At 70.5% G+C, this 23,522-nt stretch carries 18 protein-coding genes and 2 pseudogenes; 6 read left to right on the forward strand and 14 right to left on the reverse strand.

Translation table 11 applies throughout. The features are described from left to right. Window position 1: 1 nt before the first annotated feature. The 11 genes and pseudogenes from ACFVYS_RS24060 to ACFVYS_RS24110 all read right to left on the reverse strand — a co-directional run bounded on the left by ACFVYS_RS24060 (window position 2) and on the right by ACFVYS_RS24110 (window position 12,404). Complete coding sequence (locus tag ACFVYS_RS24060) at window positions 2-883, reverse strand: universal stress protein (RefSeq protein ID WP_389505035.1); 882 nt, start codon at window positions 881-883, stop codon at window positions 2-4. Further along, on the reverse strand, window positions 880-1,902 hold the full coding sequence (locus tag ACFVYS_RS24065; protein WP_389505037.1) for a zinc-dependent alcohol dehydrogenase: 1,023 nt from the start codon (window positions 1,900-1,902) through the stop codon (window positions 880-882). The genes ACFVYS_RS24060 and ACFVYS_RS24065 overlap by 4 nt, the downstream gene beginning before the upstream one ends. A 23-nt stretch (window positions 1,903-1,925) precedes the next feature. Beyond that, window positions 1,926-2,831, reverse strand: coding sequence for a universal stress protein (locus ACFVYS_RS24070; protein WP_327186450.1), 906 nt, complete (start codon window positions 2,829-2,831; stop codon window positions 1,926-1,928). Between the two features lie 158 nt (window positions 2,832-2,989). Beyond that, window positions 2,990-3,619, reverse strand: a complete 630-nt coding sequence (locus ACFVYS_RS24075) for a hypothetical protein (protein WP_389505039.1) — start codon at window positions 3,617-3,619, stop codon at window positions 2,990-2,992. A gap of 385 nt (window positions 3,620-4,004) precedes the next feature. Continuing rightward, on the reverse strand, window positions 4,005-4,916 hold the full coding sequence (locus tag ACFVYS_RS24080; RefSeq protein ID WP_389505041.1) for a universal stress protein: 912 nt from the start codon (window positions 4,914-4,916) through the stop codon (window positions 4,005-4,007). Between the two features lie 296 nt (window positions 4,917-5,212). Then, window positions 5,213-5,941 (reverse strand): pyruvate formate-lyase-activating protein, encoded by a 729-nt coding sequence (gene pflA, locus ACFVYS_RS24085; protein WP_389505073.1) that lies wholly within the window; start codon window positions 5,939-5,941, stop codon window positions 5,213-5,215. A 5-nt stretch (window positions 5,942-5,946) separates the two neighbouring features. Beyond that, window positions 5,947-8,205, reverse strand: coding sequence for a formate C-acetyltransferase (gene pflB, locus ACFVYS_RS24090; protein ID WP_389505043.1), 2,259 nt, complete (start codon window positions 8,203-8,205; stop codon window positions 5,947-5,949). Between the two features lie 140 nt (window positions 8,206-8,345). Continuing rightward, window positions 8,346-9,269 carry a carbamate kinase gene (locus tag ACFVYS_RS24095; protein ID WP_389505045.1) on the reverse strand — a complete coding sequence of 308 codons (924 nt, stop codon included), beginning with the start codon at window positions 9,267-9,269 and terminating at the stop codon, window positions 8,346-8,348. 94 nt (window positions 9,270-9,363) lie between these two features. Beyond that, window positions 9,364-9,696: pseudogene (locus ACFVYS_RS24100) on the reverse strand (ornithine carbamoyltransferase subunit F); the annotation flags it as partial. Between the two features lie 34 nt (window positions 9,697-9,730). Further along, complete coding sequence (locus ACFVYS_RS24105) at window positions 9,731-10,945, reverse strand: arginine deiminase (RefSeq protein ID WP_389505046.1); 1,215 nt, start codon at window positions 10,943-10,945, stop codon at window positions 9,731-9,733. A 51-nt stretch (window positions 10,946-10,996) separates the two neighbouring features. After that, window positions 10,997-12,404, reverse strand: a pseudogene (locus ACFVYS_RS24110) (APC family permease). Between the two features lie 321 nt (window positions 12,405-12,725). Here ACFVYS_RS24110 and ACFVYS_RS24115 point away from each other — a divergent pair. Both ACFVYS_RS24115 and ACFVYS_RS24120 read left to right on the forward strand, forming a co-directional pair. Continuing rightward, window positions 12,726-13,190, forward strand: a complete 465-nt coding sequence (locus ACFVYS_RS24115; protein WP_389505048.1) for a cyclic nucleotide-binding domain-containing protein — start codon at window positions 12,726-12,728, stop codon at window positions 13,188-13,190. Between the two features lie 37 nt (window positions 13,191-13,227). Beyond that, window positions 13,228-13,911, forward strand: a complete 684-nt coding sequence (locus ACFVYS_RS24120; RefSeq protein WP_389505050.1) for a CBS domain-containing protein — start codon at window positions 13,228-13,230, stop codon at window positions 13,909-13,911. Window positions 13,912-14,064: 153 nt separating this feature from the next. On the opposite strand, the gene ACFVYS_RS24125 is transcribed toward ACFVYS_RS24120, so the two are convergent. The 3 genes from ACFVYS_RS24125 to ACFVYS_RS24135 all read right to left on the reverse strand — a co-directional run bounded on the left by ACFVYS_RS24125 (window position 14,065) and on the right by ACFVYS_RS24135 (window position 17,160). Next, window positions 14,065-15,054 (reverse strand): Acg family FMN-binding oxidoreductase, encoded by a 990-nt coding sequence (locus ACFVYS_RS24125; RefSeq protein ID WP_389505052.1) that lies wholly within the window; start codon window positions 15,052-15,054, stop codon window positions 14,065-14,067. Window positions 15,055-15,297: 243 nt separating this feature from the next. Then, window positions 15,298-16,326: a type I glyceraldehyde-3-phosphate dehydrogenase gene (gap, locus tag ACFVYS_RS24130; protein WP_389505054.1), complete on the reverse strand. Its 1,029-nt coding sequence runs from the start codon at window positions 16,324-16,326 to the stop codon at window positions 15,298-15,300. Between the two features lie 141 nt (window positions 16,327-16,467). Further along, complete coding sequence (locus ACFVYS_RS24135; protein ID WP_389505056.1) at window positions 16,468-17,160, reverse strand: response regulator; 693 nt, start codon at window positions 17,158-17,160, stop codon at window positions 16,468-16,470. Window positions 17,161-17,718: 558 nt separating this feature from the next. Between ACFVYS_RS24135 and ACFVYS_RS24140 the strand changes: the two genes are divergently transcribed. The 4 genes from ACFVYS_RS24140 (at window position 17,719) to ACFVYS_RS24155 (ending at window position 23,289) form a co-directional block, all read left to right on the forward strand. Continuing rightward, the gene (locus tag ACFVYS_RS24140) at window positions 17,719-18,429 is read left to right on the forward strand and encodes a CBS domain-containing protein (RefSeq protein WP_389505058.1); all 711 of its coding nucleotides are present in this window, start codon (window positions 17,719-17,721) and stop codon (window positions 18,427-18,429) included. A gap of 215 nt (window positions 18,430-18,644) precedes the next feature. Then, window positions 18,645-21,305: a bifunctional acetaldehyde-CoA/alcohol dehydrogenase gene (gene adhE / locus ACFVYS_RS24145; RefSeq protein ID WP_389505060.1), complete on the forward strand. Its 2,661-nt coding sequence runs from the start codon at window positions 18,645-18,647 to the stop codon at window positions 21,303-21,305. Between the two features lie 817 nt (window positions 21,306-22,122). Further along, on the forward strand, window positions 22,123-22,722 hold the full coding sequence (locus ACFVYS_RS24150; protein WP_389505062.1) for a hypothetical protein: 600 nt from the start codon (window positions 22,123-22,125) through the stop codon (window positions 22,720-22,722). A gap of 351 nt (window positions 22,723-23,073) precedes the next feature. After that, window positions 23,074-23,289 (forward strand): hypothetical protein, encoded by a 216-nt coding sequence (locus ACFVYS_RS24155; protein WP_389505064.1) that lies wholly within the window; start codon window positions 23,074-23,076, stop codon window positions 23,287-23,289. Window positions 23,290-23,522 lie beyond the last annotated feature (233 nt).

A 23,522-nucleotide genomic window follows, 5' to 3' on the forward strand; every position in this document is an offset into this window, starting at 1 on the left:
CTCACGCCTGCTCGGGCACGATCGCGACAGGGCAGGCGGCGTGGTGCAGGACTCCGTGGGCGACACGCCCGAGCTGGAGCCCGAGGTGCCCGGGGTTGCGCCGGGCACCGACCACCAGCAGGCCGGCGTCGCGCGAGGCGTCGAGCAGGACTCTGCGGGCGGGTCCCTCGACGGTGCGTCGGTGCAGTTCGACGTCCGTCGGGGCGTCCTTCAGGGCCTCTTCCAGAGCTTCGGCGGCGTGTTCCTCGTGCAGTCGCGCCGGCTCGCCGGCGAGGAGAGGATGGTCCACGCTCTCGTGTGCGGGGCACCGCCACGCGCGCACGGCGTCCAGGGGTGCGGCGCGCAGCCTCGCCTCCTGAAAGGCGAAGCCCGTCGCTGCGGAGTCCTTCCCCGTCTCCCCCACGCCGAGCACCACGCGCCCTCGCGACTCCGCCCCCACCCGGTTGTCGTGGCTGCCGCGCAGCACGATCACCGGGCAGTCCGCGTGTGCGGCCACGGTGAGGCTGACGGACCCGAGCAGCATCTCGACGAGGCCGCTGCGGCCCCGGGTGCCGAGCACCAGCGCGGAGGCGGTGCGCCCTTCCCGCACCAGCGCGTATTCCGGCTCCTCGGGCAGCACGTCCGCTGAGACCTTCAGGTCCGGTCGACGGCGGAGGGCACGCCGCGCGGCGGCCCCCACGATGTCGTCCGCCCTCACCTCCTCCGACGGCTTGCCGACGTCCGAAGCGAGTGCGCTGCCCTCATAACGCTCCCAGAGGGAGGCGTACACCACCTTCAGCGCCACTGCGCGCAGAGCTGCCTCGTCGGCCGCCCAGTCGACGGCGCGCAGGCTCGGCTCGGAGCCGTCCACACCGACGACCAGGGGCAGTCCCACCGTGTTCACCCCTGCGCTCCGAGGTCGAAGACGATGCGCGCCTTGACCTGGCCGCGCAGTACCTCGTCGATGGACTCGTTCACCGAGGCCAGAGGTCGGGTCTCGTAGATGACCTTCGTGCGGCCGGCCGCGTGCAGTTGGAAGACCTCGGCGAGGTCCTGCCGGGTGCCGACGATCGAGCCGATCACCGAGGTGCCGTTGAGAACGGTGTCGAAGATGGGCACGCGGACCGTGCCGTGCGCGGGCAGGGCCACCATGACGAGCTTGCCGCCGCGCCGCAGCCCGGAGTTGACGGCTTCGAAGGCCGCTTCGTTCACCGCGAGCGCGATGGCGGTGTGGGCGCCGCCGTGCCGCTTGAGCACCTCGCCGACGTTCTCCTTGCGGGCGTCGATGACGATGTCCGCGCCGAGTTCCGCGGCCAGCCGGAGTTTCTCGTCGGTGACGTCGATCGCGGCGACCGTGGCACCGGCGATCTTCGCGTACTGCACGGCCAGGTGGCCGAGCCCGCCGATCCCGGAGATCGCGACGAGCTGGGCGGGCCTGACGTCGGCGACCTTCAGCGCCTTGTACGTCGTCACGCCCGCGCAGGTCAGCGGGGCGGCTTCCAGGGCGCTGATACCGTCGGGTACGGGCTGGGCGAAGTCGGCCCAGGCGAGCATCTTCTCGGCGTAGCCGCCGTCGCAGCCGTAGCCGGTGTTGATCTGCTGCTCGCACAGGGTCTCCCAGCCGGACAGGCAGTGCTCGCACCGCCCGCAGGCCCTGCCGAGCCAGGGCACGGCGACGCGCTGCCCGACGGCGAGATGGGTGACGCCTTCGCCGAGCGCCTCCACCAGGCCGACACCCTCGTGCCCGGGAACGAACGGCGGGTTCGGCTTGACCGGCCAGTCGCCGTGGGCCGCGTGGATGTCGGTGTGGCACAGCCCGGACGCCTCCACCCGGACGCGGACCTGGCCGGGGCCGGGCTCCGGGTCGGGGCGCTCCTCGATGACCAGTGGCTCGCCGAACGCGCGTACGACCGCTGCCTTCATGGGTCTCTTCTCCTCAGGGTGAATCAGCTGTGCGGGACGACGGCGACGGGGGCGGTGGAGTGGTGCAGGACCGCGTGGGTGACGTGCCCGACGTGGGCGCCGAAGGAGCTGCGGCGGATGCGCCGGCCCACGACGACCAGGGATGCGTGACGGGAGGCCTCCACGACGTGGATCGCGGGGCTGCCGTAGCGGGACTGCTCGACGACCTCCACGTCCGGGAACTTCTTCCGCCAGGGGGCCACGGCCTCGGCCAGCGCCTCGGCATCACTCAGGGCCAGTGCCTCGTGCAGTGCGGGGTTGGCTGGTGTGCCGTACGCGTAGTAGGGCGGCGGGTTCCAGCCGTGGACGACCCTCAGGGACGTCGCGCGGCGCCTGGCGGCGTCGAAGGCGAACTCGATCAGCGTCTCGTCCGGGTGCTCGACGTCGAGTCCGAGCACCACCGGCCGGAACGGGGTCGCGGCGGAGGGAACGCCTGCCGGGTCCGGCTCGTGCTCGTCGGCGGCCTGCTCCAGCGCCCGTACCAGCACCACGGGGCGGTCCGTGTGGGCGACGACGGACAAGCCGACCGAGCCGACCATGAACCCGCCGATCCCGCCGAAACCACGAGAGCCCAGGACAAGCAGTTCGGCACTCTTCGCCACCTCGGCCAGCGCATGGCCCGGGTGTCCGGAGAGCTGCTCCCTGATCACCTCGACGCCCGGGTGCCGCAGACCGATGCCCTCGGCGGCCTCGCGGGGAATCCGCTCGGTCCAGTGCTGCTGGGTCTCCGCCCCGAGGAGCGGGGCCTCGGCCATGGGCTCCGGCACCGGCTCCCAGACGTGGACGATCTTCAGGGGCAGGTCGCGCAGCTTTGCTTCGCGAGCCGCCCATTCGGCGGCTGCCCGGCTCTCCTGCGAGCCGTCGAGACCTACGGTGATGGTGCGGAGCATGATCTCCACCTCCTGAGGCGAGGGATCCGATTCCAGCGTCGTGTTCGGGGGGTTCGTTGTGCAGGGGCCACTGGTCCCGGATCGGGACCGGACGGCCCTAGGCAGGGCTCGGCGCGGCGGGCCGGGGCCGGGTGACGGGCCCACCGCGCCGCCTGCGTTCAGCGCAGCCAGCCGTGGTCACGCACGCTCGGCAGCCGGGCCCAGAGCCGACCCGCGCCGAGGGTGTCGCCGGCCGCGGTGGCGGCCAGGACGATCAGGGCGACGGCGTAGACGACGTGATAGTCGGCGAACGGGTTCGTCGACATGCTCAGCGAGCCGTCCGAGATGTGCCGCGCGGGCGGCCACTCGGCGATCCACATCAGAGTCATCATCGCGGTCCCCGCGGCGGCGGCGAACCGCAGCGCGACCCCGAGGACAAGGGCGAGGCCGATCCCGAGCAGACCGAGCATGAACAGCCAGTTCGCCCACGGGTCGCCGGCCCAGGCGTGGAAGGTGGACTCCATCGGCCCGACGGCGACGGAGCCGAGAAAGCCCTTCGTCGGCGATCCGCCGTCGATCCAGCCCTTGCCGGACGGGGTCGCGTAGCCGAGGCCGAAGGTCTTGTCGAGGAAGGCCCACAGGAAGACGAACCCGGTGAGCAGGCGCAGGGAGGCGAGGGCATAGGCCCGCACGGTGTGCGTGCCGGTGTCTGGCGACACAGCCGACTCGGATGCGGTGGCGGCCCGGTTCCCGCGCAGTGACGGCAGGTGGAAGCCGGTGCTCCGGTGCGGGTGCTCGTGCACGGACATGGTGGGTTTCCCTTCGAAGGCGGTCGGGACGCTGCCTGACGTGACTCACTCTGGTCCTGTGCACCGGACAGCGCCGGATGCCGAAGGTCCGCGACCATGGAGCTGAACGGCCCTGTCTTGAGGGGCTGTTGGGCATCGACACGACACGCCCGACACGCGAAGTGCGCCGGGACCTCGGGCACCTCTCCTCGCCGAACCGTGCCGCGAACTCGCCCGGCACGAAGTCGTGTTCGCCCTCACCCGTGTGAAGCAGCGCCTGCGGGACGACTTGGCCGCCTACGGCCTGACGGAGTCAGCGGGCGGGGACTGATCTTCCCTACCCCGCCCACTGCCGTGGACGGGTACCGGAGGTGGTGCGGCGAGCGGTGGACACCCGGCCCCGCGGTCAGTCGTGCGGCACCACCGCGACCGGTGCGGAGGCGTGTTGCAGCACGGCGTGTGTCACCGGGCCGACGTGGCCGCCGACCGCCGCGCGGCGGTTCTTGCGGCCGACGACGACGAGCGCCGCGTCCCGCGAAGCGTGCACGAGATGACGGCCGGCGCCACCGATCACGGCCTGCTCATGCACTTTGACCCCGGGGAACCTGTCCTTCCACGGTCGCAGGACGTCGCTCAGCCCGTTCCGCGTCTCCTCGGCCAGCTCTTCGTTGAGTCCCGCGTCCACGGCGGCGGCGTAGCCATAGACGGCAGCCGGGTTCCAGCCATGGACCACGCGCAGGCCGGCCGCGCGCCGCTGAGCGGCCCTGAAGGCGAACTCGACGACGGCATCGCTCGGCTGCTCCAGGTCCAGACCCAGCACCACGTCACGGTACGGAGTGGTGGTCGCCCCGGCGCCCGCGGCGTCCGGCAGGTGCTCGTCCGCTGCGTGCTCGGTGGCCCGAACGAGGACGACGGGTCGTACGGTACGCGCCACGACGGCCTGTGCCACGGAGCCGACCAGGAACCCGGCGACGGTACCCAGGCCCCGGGACCCCAGGACCAGCAGATCGCTGTCCTCGGCGGCGGCCAGCAGTGCGGGGACGGCCTGGTCTCCGGTGAGCCGGCTGGTGATCAGCAGACCGGGGTGGCGCCGCGCGAGCCGGGACTCGGCCTTGCGCAGCAGATCCGCGGCCCACTCGTGCTGCCCGTCGATCGCGCCGAGCGACGGAACGCCACCGAACGGCGCGTAGGGAGGGGGCGGGTCCTCGGCATGAACGAGGTGCAGGAGCGCCTCTCGTTGTGCCGCTTCCCGAGCCGCCCAGTCTGCGGCGGCGAGACTTGCGGGCGAGCCGTCGAGACCGACGGTGATGGTGGGCATGTGCGGACCTCCTTGGGGGATGCACCGTAAGTCTCCGAGCCCCGTGATCCGAGGAAGAAGAGGCCGGAGGGTCCCTCCTGAGGGCCAACCGGCCCACGAGAGGGGCGGGCTCCCCGCCGGACCTCCTTGGGGGATGCCGTCTGAGGGCGAAGGCTGTCGGATCCTCCACCGTGCCCAGGCTCATGCCCCGTCAATGACCCGGTGTCGGGCGGCGGACGGGTACGCCTCGGCCACCCGGCCGGTCCCGGTGCGGTCCACAGGTGACGGCGGGGTCACGCGGAGAGGCGGGTGCCGGCTCACACCGCCCGCACCCCGTGCTCGCGGAACTGTTCACGGACCCGCTGGACGAGGTCCCGGTCGGGCGTCGGGGTGTCCTTGAGCGGGAAGGGGATCCCGAGGGCCTCGTACTTGTGGCTGCCGAGATTGTGGAAGGGCAGGACGTCGACCCGGTCGACGTTGCCCAGCCCGGCCAGGAACGCGCCCAGGCCGTCGACGGCGGTCTCGTCGTCGGTCCACCCGGGGACCAGGACGTAACGGATCCACACGGGGACGCCGAGCCGGTCCAGGCGGGTGGCGAAGTTGAGGGTGGGGGCCAGCTCACCGCCGGTCAGCTTGCGATACGTGCCGATGTCGAAGGACTTGATGTCCAGGAGCACCAGGTCGGTGTCGGCGAGGAGCGTGTCGTCGGCACGGACGCCGAGAAAGCCGGAGGTGTCGAGGGCGGTGTGCAGCCCGAGTTCCTTGCAGCGATGGAGCACGGCAGCGGTGAAGGCGGACTGGAGAAGGGGCTCGCCACCGGTGAGAGTGACTCCGCCGCCTGCCGTCGTGACGAAGGCCCGGTACTTCTCGATCTCGGCCATCACCTCCTCCACCGTGGTCTCCCGGCCGTCGCGCATGTGCCAGGTGTCGGGGTTGGCGCAGTACAGGCAGCGCAACGAGCAGCCGCTGACGAAGAGCACGAACCGGGTCCCGGGACCGTCCACGCCGGTGGAGAGGTCCCAGGAGTGGATCCGGCCCTTGATCATCGTGCTCACAGCGAACCGTGGAAGGTGCGGCTGATCACGTCGAGCTGCTGTTCACGGGTCAGCCGGACGAAGTTGACGGCGTATCCGGAGACCCGGACCGTCAGCTCCGGATACTTCTCCGGGTGCTCCATTGCGTCCTCCAGGGTCGCCCGGTCCAGGACGTTGACGTTCATGTGGAAGCCGCCAGAGGACATGTACGCGTCCAGGATCCCGGCCAGGTGATCCGCGCGCTCGTCCGGGTCGTGACCCAGGCCTTCCGGAGTGATCGTCGTGGTCAGCGAGATCCCGTCCCGCGCCTGTTCGTACGGCAGCTTGGCGACGGAGAGGGCGGAGGCGGCCACGCCGTGGCGGTCGCGCCCGTTCATCGGGTTGGCGCCGGGCGCGAAGGGCGCGCCGGCCCTCCGGCCGTCGGGGGTGTTGCCGGTGTGCTTGCCGTAGACGACGTTCGAGGTGATGGTCAGTACCGACTGGGTGTGTTCGGCGTCCCGGTAGGTGGGGTGCTTGCGGACCTTGGCCATGAAGGACTCCACGAGGCCGACGGCGATGCTGTCGGCGCGGTCGTCGTTGTTGCCGTAGGCCGGGAACTCCCCCTCGGTGCGGAAATCGACGGCGAGACCGGTGGCGTCGCGGAACACCTTCACCCGCGCGTGTTTGACGGCGGACAGGCTGTCGGCGGTGACCGAGAGTCCGGCGATCCCGCAGGCCATGAACCGGTGCACCGGATGATCGTGCAGGGCCATCTCGATGCGCTCGTAGGCGTACTTGTCGTGCATGAAGTGGATGACGTTGAGGGTGTTGACGTATGTCTCCGCCAGCCAGTCCAGGACGCGGTCGTACGCCGCCGACAGCTCGGCGAAGTCCAGGTACTCACCCGTCAGCGCAGTTGCCTCGGGGGCGACCTGTTCGCCGGTCATCTCGTCCCGGCCGCCGTTGACGGCGTACAGCAGTGCCTTGGCCAGGTTGACCCGCGCCCCGAAGAACTGCATCTGCTTGCCGACAGCCATCGCGGAGACGCAGCAGGCGATCGCGGTGTCGTCGCCGGTCCGCGGACGCATGAGGTCGTCGGACTCGTACTGGATGGCGCTGGTGCCGATGGAGACCTGGGCGCAGAACTTCTTGAAGCCGTCGGGCAGTCGCGGCGACCACAGCACGGTCAGGTTGGGCTCGGGGGCAGGTCCGAGGTTGTACAGGGTCTGGAGGAAGCGGAAGGAGGTGCGGGTGACCAGGGTGCGGCCGTCGTCGCCGATGCCGCCGATGGACTCCGTCACCCAGGTGGGGTCGCCGGAGAACAGGGCGTCATACTCGGGGGTGCGCAGGAACCGCACGATCCGCAGCTTGATCACGAAGTCGTCGATCAGTTCCTGCGCGCGGGTCTCGTCGACGAGCCCCGCGTCCAGGTCCCGCTGGAGGTAGACGTCCAGGAAGGTGGAGGTGCGGCCCAGCGACATCGCGGCGCCGTTCTGCTCCTTCACCGCGGCCAGGAAGCCGAAGTAGAGCCATTGCACGGCCTCGTGGGCGGTGGCGGCGGGGCGGGAGACGTCACAGCCGTAGGTGGCCGCCATCTCAGCCAGTTCCCTCAACGCCCTCATCTGCTCGGTGAGTTCCTCGCGATCACGGATGACGTCCGAGGTGGAGGGCTGCGTGTCCAGCAGGGCCTTTTCGGCCTGCTTGGCCTCGATCAGCCGGTCGGTGCCGTACAGCGCGACCCGCCGGTAGTCGCCGATGATCCGGCCGCGACCGTAGGCGTCCGGCAGCCCGGTGATGATGCCCACCTTGCGGGCGGTGCGCATTTCGGGGGTGTAGGCGTCGAAGACACCGTCGTTGTGGGTCTTGCGGTAGGTGCCGAAGACGCGGGTGACAAAGGGATCTGCCTGGTAGCCGTACGCCTTCAGCCCGTTCTCGACCATCCTCAGGCCGCCGTTGGGCATGATGGCCCGCCGCAGCGGGGCATCGGTCTGGAGGCCGACGATCAGTTCGCGGTCGCGGTCGATGAAGCCCGGCCGGTGCGAGGTGATCGTGGACGGATTGCCCGGGTCGACATCGAGGATGCCCCGGCGTCGCTCCTCGGGAAACAGGGAGCTCACCTTCTCCCACACCGCGCGCGTGCGCTCGGTGGGCCCGGCCAGGAAGACCGCGTCCCCCTCGTACGGCGTGTAGTTCGCCTGGATGAAGTCGCGGACGTCGATCCGCTCCCGCCAGCCTGCGCCGGCGAAGCCCCGCCACGCCTGCGGCGTCCGGGGTACAGCCGTCACCGTTACCGTCATCGCCGGTCTCTCCTCGGTCCGCACGGTTGCTCCTTCTGTACTGCCGATCCTTCTCGTCGGCCCCGGCCGCCGGGAGGGTCCGTCGGCACACCTGCGGGCGGCCACCGGTCCCTCCCACCCGGGCCGATCGGCCCTTCGCCTCAGCCCGCTGCCATCTCGGGGCGGACGAGCGTGCCCGATTGGCCGTGGACGATCTCGTACGCCGCATCGAGGGCGCCGATCGCGGCCAGACCCCCCGTGCGTTCCACGAATCGGGCGCACGCCTCGGCCTTGGGGCCCATCGAGCCGTCGGGGAAGCCCCTTCGCCGCAGCTCGGCGGGGGTCGCGTCGAGCACGGGCTGCTGGTTCGGGGTGCCGTAGTCCTCGTATAGGCAGGGGACGTCGGTGAGGACGAGCAGGAAGTCGGCCTTGAGGTCCTCGGCGAGCAGCGCGGCCGTGAGGTCCTTGTCTATGACGGCCTCGACCCCGGTCAGCGCCCCGGTGACCTTGTCGGCGGTGACGGGCACGCCTCCCCCGCCGGCGCAGATCACCAGAGCGCCGCCGTTCAGCAGTTCGTGGACCGTGTCGGTCTCCAGGATCCGTTCCGGTACCGGGGAGGGCACCACGCGGCGCCAGCCGCCGGTGTCCCGGGCGATGTGCCAGCCCCGCCTGCGCGCCAGGGACCGAGCCGACTCCCGGGAGTAGGTCTGTCCCACGAATTTCGTGGGTCGTGCGAAGGCTGGATCGTCGGCCCGTACGAGGGTGTGGGTGACGAGCGTGGCGATCCGGCGGCCGGGCAGGGCGTCATGCAGGGTGCAGGCCAGCAGGGAACCGATCATCCCCTGGGTCTGGGCGCCGAGCAGGTGCAGCGGATAGGGGGCGCTGAGGGCGGGGTCGGACGCGCTTTCCATGGCGAGCAGGCCGATCTGGGGGCCGTTGCCGTGAGTGAGGACGACCTCGTGCTCGTGCGCCAGAGCCGCCAGGGCGGTGGCCACCCGGTCGATGTTCTCCTGCTGGACGGCGGCGTCGGGGCGCTCGCCGCGGTGGAGCAGGGCGTTGCCGCCGAGGGCGACGACGATGCGCATGGCTTCAGCCCTCCAGGGTGGCCACAAGCACGGCCTTGATGGTGTGCAGCCGGTTCTCGGCCTGGTCGAAGACGATCGACGCGGGCGAGGAGATGGCCGAGCCCCGGTACCCGATGGCATCGAACATACGACCGAACACACGGGCGGTGTCGGCGATGGACTCCTTGACGCCGACATGGGTGTCGCCGGGGCCCAGGTAGGTGGTGGCGACGCCCTGATCAGCGGCGGCGACCTCGAAGGCACAGCGGGTGCGGGAGGAGGTCTTCTCGAAGATCAGCGCAAGGTGCCTGCCGGTGAGCCGGGGCTGCTCGGTACCGGCACGCTTGGCCGCCTTGAGGTCGGCTGCGAGGTCGAGGAGATGGTGGATCTCGCGGGCGGTGAAGTCGAGTTCGCTCAGACAGGAGCGGCCTCGGAGGTCGACGGTCATGGTGGAATCCCTCCCTGGGACGGTCGGTCGCGGGTCAGGCGACCGGGTCGCGCTCGATGGGGCAGCTCATGCAGCGCGGGCCACCGCGTCCGCGGCCGAGTTCGGCGCCGGCGATCGTGACGATCTCGATGCCCTGCTTGCGCAGATAGGTGTTGGTGGTGACGTTGCGCTCGTAGCCGACGATCACGCCGGGAGCGAGGGCGAGGAAGTTGCTGCCGTCGTCCCACTGCTCGCGCTCGGCGTTGCGGATGTCCTGCGGGGCGGAGAACATCCGGACCTTGTCGAGGTCGAGTGCCTCGGCGAGTGCGGTGGCGAGGTCCGAGTTCGGCGCGACCTCGAAGCCGCACTCCCGAGTGTCGCTCGGGGTGAGCGTCCAGGAGCGCAGCGAGTCGGCGAGGCCCGGATAGACGACGAAGGTGTCGCGGTCGACCATCGTCAGCACGGTGTCGAGGTGCATGTACGCCCGTGTGACGGGGAGTTGGACGGCGACCAGCCGGTTTGCCGTGCCGTCGGCGAAAAGCCGGGCGGCGAGGTTCTCCACGGCCTGGGCGGTGGTCCGCTCTCCCATGCCGACCATGACCGCCCCGCCCCCGAGGACGTGGACGTCACCGCCCTCCAACGTGCCCACGGGGCCGTCGAGAAGCGGTACGGGCGCTGCGTCGGCGAACATCGGGTGGAACCGGTAGATGGTTTCGGCGTGCAGGCTCTCGCGACGGCGGGCGGGCTTGGCCATGGGGTTGACCGAGAGCCGGTCGTAGACCCAGCAGGAGTTGTCGCGCGGGAAGAGGTGGTTGGGCAGCGGGGCGAGCGCGAAGTCCTCGGCGTCGAGCGCGTTCCAGACCAGGCTGTGCGGGCTGGCCAGCGGCAGATCGCTCTTGAGCAGCCCACCGATGAGGTGTCCGGCGAACGTGTCGCCGTCGAGTTCGGCGCACAACTCGCGGACCGGGTCGATCAGGGCCGGTCCGACGGTGGCGGGGGTGATCACTCGGTCGAGCAGCCAGTCGCGGGCCTCGGGAAGGTCGAGGGTCCGGGCGAGCAGGTCAGCGAAGTAGTGGACCTTCGTTCCGTGGTCGCGCAGCACCTGGGCGAAGGCGTCGTGCTCCTCGCGGGCTCGCTTGGCCCACAGGATGTCGTCGAAGAGGAGAGCGTCGACATTGCGCGGGGTCAGTCGGGAGAGTTCGATGCCGGGGCGGTGCAGGATCACCTGGCGCAGCGGGCCGGCCTCGGAGTCGACGTGGAACGTGTTCATGGCGTGGGTTCCTCTGTCGGGAGGTGGGGTGGTCATTCCTGGTGAGGGTGATCACTCGTGGTGAGGCTGGACGTTGCGCTTGCGCAGGGAACCGGTGCCGCTGCCGCGCGGGCGCGCCCGGGGCGGTGTCGGCGTCTCCGGCGCCCGCTCCTCCCGGGGAACGCGGGCGGCGGGAATCGGCAGGCCGGTACCGCCGTGGACGCCCTCGCCCCGCTTCAGCCAGACGTAGACCGGAACTCCGAGCAGCAGCACGAACAGCCCGTAGTAGACGGTCTGGTAGCCGCTGCCCTGGATCGACCAGTAGGAGAAGACGAGTGCCAGGCCGGCGACGGTGACATCGCGGGCCAGGCGCCGGGGGGCGAGGCTCTCCCGGCCGCGCACCAGGAGCCAGTACAGCTGGGCGGCGGCGGAGAACAGGTACGGGATCAGCGCGGTCAGCACGCTCAGCAGCACGATCTTCGTGAAGACGTCCTCGAAGCGCGAGTAGCTGAACACCGTGATCAACGAGGCCAGCACGGTCGAGGCGACGATACCCGAACGCCGGGACGCCGCTCTGCCCGCGAAGCCTGGCGAAGGAGCCGGGAAAGAGACCGTCGCGGGCGGCGGCGTACGGCATCTCGGCGCACAGCATCGTCCAGCCGTTCAGGGCGCCGATGCCGGAGATGACGGCGGCGACAGCCACGACGTCCCCGGCCCAGGTAGCGCCGAAGATGTTGTTCGCGGAGTCGGTGAACGGCGCGGTGGTGGCGCCGAGCTCGCCGTGCGAGACGGTGCCGAACACGGCGAGGGTGCCGAGGATGTAGAGGACGGCACACAGGAGGGTGCCGTACACGGTGGCACGGGGCACGTTCCGCTCCGGATCGCGCACCCGGCCGGCGACCACGGAGGCGGCCTCCAGGCCGAGGTAGCTGAACAGGGCGATGGCGGCCGCTGCCGAGATCGCGCCGACGGCGGACCGACCACTGGCGTTGAAGGTGCCGAAGTTGTCCGGGTCGATGAACAGCAGCCCGACGGTGGCCATGAAGACGAGCGGGACGAACTTCAGCACGGTCGTGACCACCTGGAACGCGCCCATGTTGCGGACGCCGGTGAGGTTGATCGCGGCCGCGGTCCAGAGTCCGCCGAGGGCGAGCCCCATGGAGATCCACGTCTTGTGGCCCGTGTTGACGAACACCTCGACGTAACCGACCCATGCCACGGCGATGGCCGCGTTCCCGGCCCAGGCGGTGATCCAGTACGACCACGCGTTGAGGAATCCGGCGAACTCCCCGAACGCCTCGCGGGCGTAGACGTACGGCCCGCCGCTCGCCGGCGCCCTCTTCGACAGGGCTCCGAAGGTCAGTGCAAGCGCCAGCGCGCCCAGCGTCACGACGACGAACGCCACCAGGGAGATCGGTCCGTACGGTGCCAGGGCGGAAGGCAGGGCGAAGATCCCCGTGCCGATGATGGTGCCGATCACGAGCGAGGACGCGGCGGGCAGACCGAGTGATGGTCCCGGCGCAGCTCGCTCCCCTGTCCTGGTGGTCCTGGGCATGGCTGTGCTCCTTGTGCGGTTCGGTGCAGATGGGTCGAATCCGTGAACGATCTTTCTGCGCCGTGCCGGGCGCAGGCAGCGGCCACACGGCCCGAGGCGGTGCCGAGGGGTGCCGGGCCGCGAGGGCCGACCGGCCCGGGGTGCCCCGAAGGTCCCGGCCAAGGGACCGGGTGGCCCCTGCCCTGCTCAGGGGCTCATGGCACACGCTGGTCGTGGAACGTCGTACAGCCCTCGCGGAGGCACGCCATGAGCCCTTCCCCCACCCCCACCATGCTTCGCTCCCTGACCGCAGAACACCGCGAGCGGTTGATGCGGTTCGCCCGGGAGGTGTCCATTCCTCAGGGAACCCGCCTGTTCGAGGAGGGATCGCGCGCCGATCGGTTCTGGATCATCCGCACCGGCAGGATCGACCTCGACATGCGCGTCCCCGGCCGTCGGCCCGCCGTGATCGAGAACCTCGGCCACAACGAACTGGTCGGCTGGTCCTGGCTCTTCCCGCCGCACGCGTGGCACCTGGGCGCCGAGGCGACGACACCGGTCAGGGCCTACGAGTTCGACGGCGCGGCGATCCGTTCCCTGTGCCAGGACGACGCCGGCCTGGGCCGGGACGTCTCCCAGTGGGTGGGGCAGGTCCTTGCCCACCGGCTCCGTTCGGCCAGGACGCATCTGCTGGACCTGTACGCCCCGTACGGCGCCGGCAGCTCCGTCTGACCCCGCCGGCTCCCGGACGAAGAACGAAGGAGTGGCCATGCACGGCACCCCGCACATCGTCAGCGATGTCATGACCCACACGGTCGCCGCGGTCGGCCGCGGGGCGGCCTTCAAGGAGATCGTCCAGCTGATGCAGGAGTGGAAGATCAGCGCCCTGCCCGTGATCGAGGGCGAGGGCCGGGTCGTCGGCGTGGTCTCCGAGGCGGATCTGCTGCCCAAGGAGGAGTTCCGCGACGGCGATCCCGACCGCTATACGCAGCTGCGGCGTCTCAAGGACCTGGAGAAGGCGGGTGCGCTCACCGCTGAGCAGCTGATGACATCCCCTGCCCTCACCGTCCACGCGGACGCCACCCTCGCACAGGCGGCTCGCACCATGGCGCGCGCGAAGGTCAAGCGGCTGCCCGTGGTCGACGCCCTGGGCATGCTCGAGGGCGTCGTCAGCCGCGCCGACCTGCTCAAGGTCTTCCTGCGCGACGACGAGGAGATCGCCGAGGAGGTACGGCGCGAGGTCGTGTCCTACCTCTTCCCCCTACCGAAGTCGGCCGTGCTGGTGAGCGTGCGGGACGGGGTCGTACAGCTCACCGGCCGCGTCCGGGACACCGCATTGGTGCCGGTGGCAGCACGTCTGGCCCGTGCCGTCGAGGGCGTGGTGGACGTGGAATTCGACCTCGCTCCCCACGGAGGGCCGCCCGAACCGGAGGAAGCCGCCGCGCCGCGGTGACGCTCACCGGCGGAGTCCACTGCCCTCGCCCAGCTGGGCGCGAACGGGGTGCCCGCGACCCGCAAGGAACGGGCTGCCGTCGGCGCAGGCTTCGCTCGCCACCAGACGCGGGGGACCGCGCCACGCCCCGCCGGGGAATCCGTCGTGCCGAGGTCACGCGATGTCGAGGACCTCCCCCACCGCGCGCCGAGGCGTGACCGGCCCGCGCGGGCCGTAGCCGAGTCGCAGCACCATCTGTACCTGGCCTGTGCCCTCCCCGGGGTCGCGGGCCAGCAGGCGCAGGTCGCGGGTCTCCAGCGCGTGCGAGGTCAGGGAGGTGGCCAGGTCGGCCAGGGTGGCCTCCAGCAGGACGCGTTCCAGTGCCTGCCCTGCACGCAGCCAGTCGTCGGAGCCGTCGCCGGGGGTGCTGAGCAGGGCTAGATGCGGGGTGTGTTCGAAGGTGGTGGTGCCACGGTCGGCCACGCGCCGACGGCCGGCGAAGTCCCGTACGGGAGCCTTGCCGTCCCGCTTGCGGGGACCGAAGGCGTACTCCGGGACGCCGTCGACGGCGATGTCCGCTTCCGGCCCGAGCCGCGTCCAGTGCACCAGGTCCTCGTCGGAGCCGGGGTCCATGACGTCGCGGCTCTCGGCGTCGCGGACGAGGTCGAGAACGGTCTCGGTGTGCCAGGGGCCGGGGAACAACAGCTCGGCGCCTTCGCGTGCCGCGGCCTCGCACAGGGTGGCCTGCACGTCTTCGGGGACGGCCTTGTCCGCGAACGGGTGGCGGCTCGTGTGCCGTTGCTGGATCCCCGGGTGCAGCCGCACCAGGTCGTCGTCCCGAAGACGCCCGACAGCGCCGAACAGACGTACGGCCGCAAGCAGCGTCGGGTCCTGCGGATCGGGCGACAGCGCTGTCTCCGCGACGAGGTCCGCATGCGCGGCGGCGACGCGGAGATTGAACAGCGCCGCCCCGCAACCGATGTGCAACGCCCGGTTGCCGGGGTCCGAGCGGGGCATGGCCCGCTCGAGATCCGCGTACAACAGCATCAGGCGTTCACCGGTCACGAAGCGGAACCGCCACGGCTGCGCGTTGTGCATGGACGGCGCCGCCGTGGCCTCGGCCACCAGCTTCGCCACCGTCTTCTCGTCGAGTCGGGACGCCATGGCATCCTCCTCACACGCTCGGGATACGCGGCGAGTCCCACCCGTCGGTCGTGACGGGCGGGGCGCCGCACATGCGGGCTTCTTCGAAGCGGTGTGCGTTCCCGCCGACCTGCGCCCGGCGGGAACGCGCGGCTCTGTGCAGGTGTGCCCTACCTCCATTCACCACGTCCGAACACAGGACGCAAGGCCAGTCGCCCCTGGCCCCCTCATGTCCGCAGAGGTCATCGCGTGCGACCAGGCTCGTCAGCTCTGCGAAAGCCGCGCCGCGACGTACTCCGTGAGGTCCAGCAGCCGGTTGGTGTAACCCCACTCGTTGTCGTACCAGCCGAAGATCTTGACCAGGTCGCCGTGTGCCTGGGTCAGCGGGGCGTCCAGGACGCACGAGGCGGGATCGCCTACGACGTCCCGGGAGACGATCGGTGCGTCGGACACCCGCAGGATGCCCTTGAGCGGTCCGTCGGCGGCCTCACGGAAGGCGGCATTGACCTCGTCCGCGGTCACGGGCCGCTCCAGGACCACACTCAGGTCGGTCAGCGAGCCGTCCTCGACCGGCACTCGCACGGCGATGCCGTCGAGGGTCCCGGCCAGCTCCGGCAGCACCAGACCGACGGCACGCGCGGCCCCGGTGCTGGTGGGGATGATGTTGACTGCGGCACTGCGGCCACGGCGCAGGTCCTTGTGCGGGCCGTCCAGGACCACCTGGTCGTTGGTGTAGCCGTGGATGGTGGTCATCAGGCCCTTGACCAGGCCGAAGTGCTCGTCGATGACCTTCACCATGGGCGCCACGCAGTTGGTGGTGCAGGAGGCGTTGGAGACCACGTGGTGGAGCTCCAGGTCGTACGTGCCTTCGTTGACGCCCATCACCACGGTGGCGTCGACGTCCTTGCCCGGCACCGACAGCAGTACCTTGCGGGCGCCGGCCTTCAGGTGCAGTCCCGCCTGCTCGCGGGTGCGGAACCGGCCGGTGGACTCGATGACGACATCGACTTCGGCGTCACCCCAGGCCAGAGCTGCCGGGTCGCGCTCGGCGGTCACGACGATCCGGTGCCCGTCGACCGTGAGCGAGGTGTCGTCGTGCTCGACCACGCGGTGCAGCCGGCCGTACGTGGAGTCGAACTCCAGCAGATGGGCCAGCGCCGCCGGCGAGGTGAGGTCGTTGACCGCGACGACCTCGACCGGTGTGCCGGCCGAGGTCTCCGCACGCTCCAGCACACAGCGCAGATAGTTGCGTCCGATGCGGCCGAAGCCGTTGATGCCGACGCGCACGCTCATGTCCGTCATCCTCCCGATGAGTGCCGTCCGGTGATGTCCGGGTGCGCTGCCAGCCTGACGGCCCGGAAAGGGATCCGGCTTGGGCCGCACGGGGCTGGGAGGAGGGCCGTTCGGCCCGGTGGGCCTGGCGTGCGGGCGGGCTCAACGGCCTTGCTGCCTGAGCCGGTCCTGGGCCTGGGTGGCGATGACGGCCGCCTGGATGCGGCGCTCCACGCCGAGTTTGGCCAGCAGCCGTGAGATGTGGTTCTTGACCGTCTTCTCCGCGAGGTAGAGCCGCTGACCGATCTGCCGGTTGGTCAGTCCCTCACCGATGAGGGCCAGGATCTCCCGCTCCCGGTCCGTCAGGCCCGGGATGGCGTCGGGCTCCGGCTCCGGCTCCGGGCCCTGGCGCAGGCGGGCCATCAGCCTGGCGGTGGCGCTGGGGTCGAGCAGGGACTGGCCGGCGGCCACGGTACGGACGGCCGAGACCAGGTCCGATCCCTTGATCTGCTTCAGGACGTATCCGGAGGCGCCGGCCATGATGGAGTCGAGCAGTGCCTCCTCGTCGTCGAACGAGGTCAGCATCAGACAGGCCAGCTCCGGCATGCGCGACCGCAGCTCCCGGCAGACGGTCACACCGTCGCCGTCCGGCAGGCGGACGTCGAGCACCGCCACCTGCGGGCGCAGCGCGGGGACACGCACCAGTGCCTGTTCCGCGGTGCCCGCCTCACCGACCACGTCGATGTCCGGCTCGTCGTTCAGCAGGTCGCGCACCCCGCGGCGTACCACCTCGTGGTCGTCCAGCAGGAAGACCTGGATCGGATCGTCGGGTCCGGGCCGCTTGCCGTCCGCCATCGAATGCTCCTCGTTCTGCGCCGTCTCGTACCTGCGCCGGAAGACGCCCACCGCGTGCCCCGGTCCCTGCCTACCGTAGATCGTGCGCGTTCCAGGGCCGAAGGGCCAGGGCCGGTCGGCCCTACACTGCTGCGGACCATCGAACTCCGGTGTCGAGCAAGGCCCTCGCCGCGTTCCTCGGACCACCCGTGGGCGGCGGGAGATCGTCGACGATCCCTCTCCTGCGCGCCCCCTGCGCCCAATCGCGCGCATCCCGAAGCGGCGGATTGCGTAGGTGACAGGGCCGATTCCTGGAGTCGGGGCATTCGGTCCCGGCTTCGGGACGGTTGGCCCCTGCCCCGGCGGCTCGTCGTGCCGGACGCTGGATTCGTACCGGGGGCCGGTTCCCCGGGACGGTCCGTAGGGACATCGACGGCCGGCGGCCGACATTGCCCGTGCGCTCCGGCTCCGGTGCGTTCACGGACGACCTGCCGCACAGGGTTTCCGGCCTGTGGGCGTCCGGGCACAACACCGTCCGCCGCGCTTCTCTCGCGGATGGTCGAGGGAAGGAGTGGTGTGATGACCCGCATCGTCGGCGAGGTGATGACCAGCGAGGTCGTCGAAGCGCGCCGGGAGACACCCTTCAAGGACGTGGCACGCCTGCTGGACCGGCACCGCATCAGCGGCGTGCCCGTGGTGGACGACGACGACAACGTCCTCGGGGTCGTCTCCGAAACCGACCTGATCCGCCATCAGGCGGCTCGGCCCCCTCACGGCCGCGTCCGGCGTGGCCGCAAGTCCGCGCGCGGCTCCACCCCTGACGCGGCGGCCGCGGCCCGAGCCACGACCGCCGGCGAGCTGATGTCGACGCCCGCTGTCACCGTGCACCCCGAACAGCGCGTCGCGGACGCCGCACGCATCATGGAACGCCGCCACGTGGACCGGCTTCCCGTGGTGGACGAGGAAGACCGGCTGATCGGCATCGCCACCCGACGGGACCTGCTGCGCGTCTTCCTGCGCACGGACGAGGAGATCGGCCGGGAAGTGCTCGAGGACGTGCTGACGCGGGCCATGTGCGTGCCGCCCCACACGGTGAACGTCTCGGTCCGGGACGGCATGGTCACCTTGCAGGGTCGGCTGGAGCAGCGCAGCGGCATCCCCCTGGCCATCCAGCTGACGTGGCGGGTGGATGGAGTGGTGGGCGTCGTGAACAACCTCACGTCCCGCGTCGACGACACCCGTCCGCCCGAGCGGCACACGGGCGGGATCGCGCACCCCTGGCCGCTCTGACAAGCGCTCGCACCGCGCAGCGTTCAACAGGCGTAAGGGCCACTCGGCCCGCGCATTCGGGGCCGGTCAGGAACCCGCTGGGAACCGGGAGGACCTGCTCGGGGCAGCGCTGCCGACGAGACGCTGCTGACGGAGCGGCACCGGTCATCCACGGCGCCGCTCTCGTACGGCCGCCGGAAAGTGCGGCCTCACCTCTCGACGACGGAGGCACACCCATGACCCGCCACGACGACCGCACCGCGACCAGGGCCACCGCCGAGGCGCCGTCGGACACCGTCATCGCCGTTGACCAGCTCGTCACGAACGGACTCAAGGCCTTGGCCGACTACGAGGCCCTGGACCAGGAGCAGGTCGACCACATCGTCAAGAAGGCGTCGGTCGCCGCTCTGGACCAGCACACCGCGCTGGCCCGCCTCGCGGTGGAGGAGACCGGACGGGGCGTCTTCGAGGACAAGGCGGCCAAGAACATGTTCGCCTGCGAGCACGTCACCCACAGCATGGCTCCCCTGAAGACCGTGGGCGTCATCGCCCGCGACGACATCGAGGACATGGTCGAGGTGGCGGAACCGGTCGGCGTGGTGTGCGCGGTCACTCCCGTCACCAACCCGACCTCCACGACGATCTTCAAGGCGCTGATGGCGCTGAAGACCCGCAACCCCGTCGTGTTCGCCTTCCATCCCTCCGCCCAGCGCTGCAGCGCGCAGGCGGCCCGCGTCGTGCGCGACGCCGCCCTCGCCGCGGGAGCTCCCGAGCACTGCATCCAGTGGATCGAGGCTCCGTCCGTCGAGGCGACCGGCACTCTGATGCGCCACCCGGGCGTCCCGCTGATACTCGCCACGGGCGGCAACGCCATGGTCAGGGCGGCCTACTCGGCGGGCAAGCCCGCCCTGGGGGTCGGCGCCGGCAACGTCCCCGCGTACGTCCACAAGAGCGCCAGGCTGCGCCGCGCCGTCAACGACCTGGTGCTGTCCAAGTCCTTCGACAACGGCATGATCTGCGCCTCCGAGCAGGCCGTCATCCTGGACGACGAGATCTACGAACCGGCGCTCGCCGAGTTCCGCACGCTGCACGCCCACCTGGCGACCGCCGAGGAGAAGGCGAAGCTGGAGACCTTCTTGTTCCCTGCGGGCACCGCCGGTGCGGGCTGTGAGCCCAAGGTCAACGCCACCGCCGTGGGCCGGAGTCCCGAGTGGATCGCGGAGCGCGCGGGTTTCCGGGTGCCCGCCGGCACCTCGCTCATCCTGGCCGAGACGGACCGGGTCGGCCCGCAGGAGCCGCTGACCCGGGAGAAGCTCTGCCCGGTCCTCGCCGTGCTGCGCGCCCGTTCGGAACAACAGGGCTTCGACCTGGCCGCGGACATGGTCGCCTTCCACGGCCAGGGCCACAGCGCCGTCATCCACACCGAGGACCGCGCGCTGGCGGAGGCGTACGGGAAGCGGATGAAGACCGTGCGGATCATCGTGAACGCGCCGTCCTCGCAGGGCGCGATCGGCGGCATCTACAACGGCCTGCTGCCGTCGCTGACCCTGGGCTGCGGCTCCTGGGGCAGCACGTCGGTGTCCAACAACGTATCCGCCGCCCAGCTGCTGAACGTCAAGCGGGTCGGCACCCGCCGCAACAACCTGCAGTGGTTCAAGGTGCCGCCGAAGATCTACTTCGAGCCGCAGGCGATCCGGTACCTGGCGTCCATGCCGGACGTGCACCGGGTCACGGTCGTCACCGACGCGACGATGACCCGCCTCGGCTTCGTCGACCGCGTCACGCGCGTGCTGCAGCGGCGCCACGAGCCGGTGACCGTCCAGGTCATCGACAACGTCGAGCCCGAGCCGAGCATCGACTCCGTGCAGCGCGGCGCCCGGCTGATGCGTGACTTCCGGCCGGACACGATCATCGCGCTGGGCGGCGGCTCGCCGATGGACGCGGCCAAGGTGATGTGGTTGCTGTACGAGCAGCCGGACATCGATTTCGCGGACATGCGGCAGAAGTTCTCCGACATCCGCAAGCGGGCCTTCCGCTTCCCCGTCCTCGGTCGTCTGGCCCGTCTCGTGTGCGTGCCCACCACTTCCGGCACCGGCGCCGAGGTCACCCCCTTCGCTGTCATCTCCGACCCGGCGACCGGCAAGAAGTACCCGCTCGCCGATTACGCGCTCACGCCGAGCGTGGCCATCGTCGACCCGCTGCTCACCACCGGGCTGCCCCCGGCGCTGGCGGCGGACAGCGGCTTCGACGCCCTCACCCACGCCATCGAGGCGTACGTGTCCGTCTACGCCAACGACTTCACCGACGGCCTCGCCCTGCACGCGATTCGGCTGATCTTCGGCCACATCGAGGCCGCCGTGAACGACCGGACGGACAGCCCGCAGGCGCGCGAGAAGATGCACAACGCCGGCACCCTCGCGGGTATGGCCTTCGGAAACGCCTTCCTCGGCATCGTCCACGCCATGTCCCACACCCTCGGCGCCACGTTCCACATCGCGCACGGCAGGACCAACGCCGTCCTGCTCCCCCTCGTCATCCGCTACAACGGCACCGTTCCGACCAAGCTCACGGGTTGGCCCAAGTACGAGAGCTACCGTGCTCCCGAACGCGTCCAGGACATCGCCCGCACCCTGGGCCTGCCGGCCGGCACCCCGGCCGAGGGCGTCGAATCCCTTGCCCGCGCCGTGGAGCGTCTGCGCGACGCCGTGGGCATCGAACCGTCGTTCCAGTCTCTCGGCATCGACGAGAGGACCTTCCTCGACGCATTGCCCCAACAGGCCATGAACGCCTACGAAGACCAGTGCGCGCCCGCCAACCCGCGGATGCCCATGCTCGACGACATGCAGGGGATCATGCGAGCCGCCTTCTACGGGCCGACAGGCACACCCGACCAGTAGGGTCCGGCGGTGCCTGCCACGCGAGGTGCCGTGCCGTTCTGCCGTGCCGTACCGGGAGCCCGGGGACAAGTCCATTCGGCCATGCCCAACTCCCGGCACGGCACCCTCGCAGCTCGTCCGCCGGTCCCCCGCCTCCGCCTCGCAGTCCCTGCGGATGCAGACAGGGGCCGACACGATGATCCCGGTCAGTCCCGGCATCTCGGGAGGGCGTCCGCCATGGCCGCCGCGCCCCTCGTCTCGCGCATGACCGCACTCCGGAGGACAGCGCCCCTCTTGACCGCCCCTCCCGGGAACCGGCCCTGAGGAAGCGGTCGAGCACGGCGGGGCAGCCGAACCACACAGAGCCGCCCCTTCCGCCGAACCCCGCGATCACGCCCCGCCGCGCCGCCTCCTCCACGAGCAGTTCGGTCTGCGTCCATCCCATGCGGGGAGTCTGCGGGACCGGACGGAGTGGAGCCTGAGTAGCCGTACCCAGATCTGCCACTCTCTGTGGGTATCAAGGGCCTGTGGACCAGCTGGCCCACCAACGGTCGCCGTGAATACACAACCATCGTTGCAAGAGGTCAGGAAGAGCCGCCTCGGGACTGTTCGTTGATCCACCGTGGCCGACCCACCACACATCGTGTACAACGGAAACGCCGATTCGGTGCTGAAAGCGCTGGATGAATCCGCGTAGACGCTATCCACCGCCGCGCGCGCGACACACCTTGCTCTCCCTGATATCTGGCTCAAGCGACGGCGCTTTGTCGGCTACATCAGCGCCGCCAACACCAGCCGCAACAGGCCCTGTTGACCCTTCAATAATGGCGACCTAAAGGTGCCCCATCCGAGCGAATGTGGCTCCTGGAAGGAGGGATGTCCCAGTAGCGACACCACACCGCTGATCATTCACTGCAAGGGCGGTGACCTCGTCTCCTACGACCTTCCGGCGAAGTCCGCCCGCTACACCTTCGAGACACAGACCGACGACGTCACCACGGTGTGGCAGTACAGCTCAGCTACGGCGGCCAAGAACGACACCTCGACGCTGAGCCCGTGCATCGGCGAGACGGTGGGCAGCAACCAGGCGGCCTGCCGCCCCGAGCCGCTGATCTTCCTGCGCTACGACTTCGGTCTGGCCCTGGACAACACCGCCGAGGCGGGGCAGGTCCACGAGATCACCGTCGTCGCCTACTACCAGGAACGCCTCTCCGACGGTCCGAAGGTGACCTCTCTGAAGGCGGAGACCACCTTCGACGCGGGCAGCACCTGGCACCCCGCGACCACGAAGGCGACCGGGAAGAACACCTTCACCACGACGGTCAGGAACCCGCGGCGGGACCAGGCCGCCAAGGGAGTCGGCCTACGGATCAGCCCGACCGACAGCCAGGGCAACACCGTCCGGCAGACCCTCCCCACGGCGTACACACTGCGTTGACGCCATCGGTGATCCGCAGACCGGTGGAGCGGGGCGAGAGCGGGACCCGCCCCGCTCCACCGGGCCGCACTGACGCCGAACCGGGGGCATGCAGGGCAGACTCTGCGGCATCGCAGGATGCGGGAGGCGGCCCGGACGAAAACGTCCCACTCAGGCACCCGACCGCCGCCTCGGCGAGAAGACTGCCGACGCTCGCACCGGGAACAAGGTAGGGGTGGCGTGATCAGCGACGGCCGTCTCCGTGCAGCCGAAGACGAGGGAGACCGAACGTGAAAGGCAACGCTGCGTAAAAGACGACCCCAAAAACGCCACACGAACCGCGGCAAGAGCATGTACGGAAGGGAAGTCCGCATGACCGAGAAGGAAGACCGCAAGCCGACCCCGCCCTCCGAAGCCCCCGGCGAGAGTGGCGACCGCGCCGCCCGCCGAGAGGCACAGGACGCGATCGTGCCCGGAACGCATGACAGCGAGGCCGGAGACGCGCTGAGCCACGACACCGACGCCCAGCGCCGCCCGGTCGAGCAGAGGAAGCGCGACGACGAACACACCAGGAAACCGGCCCGGTAGGGAAAGCGTGACCGCCCGCGGGCGTCGGCCGTCGATCATGTCCCGCGCCCGGCAGTCCGCGCGGCAGGCGATCAGAGCGCAGTCCTGGTTCGATCCTCCGGTCAGGTCGAGCCGGCGCCTCCCGGCATCGTCCACCGGCCGAGCCAGGACCTCGACTTCGCCACCGAGCACCCCGCCTCCATGCGGGAGATCATCGACCAGCTGGACCAGGCTCTCAGCGGCCGAGGGTGGGA

The sequence above is a fragment of the Streptomyces sp. NPDC058295 genome, assembly GCF_042880655.1.
Taxonomy (GTDB): Bacteria; Actinomycetota; Actinomycetes; order Streptomycetales; family Streptomycetaceae; genus Streptomyces; species Streptomyces coriariae.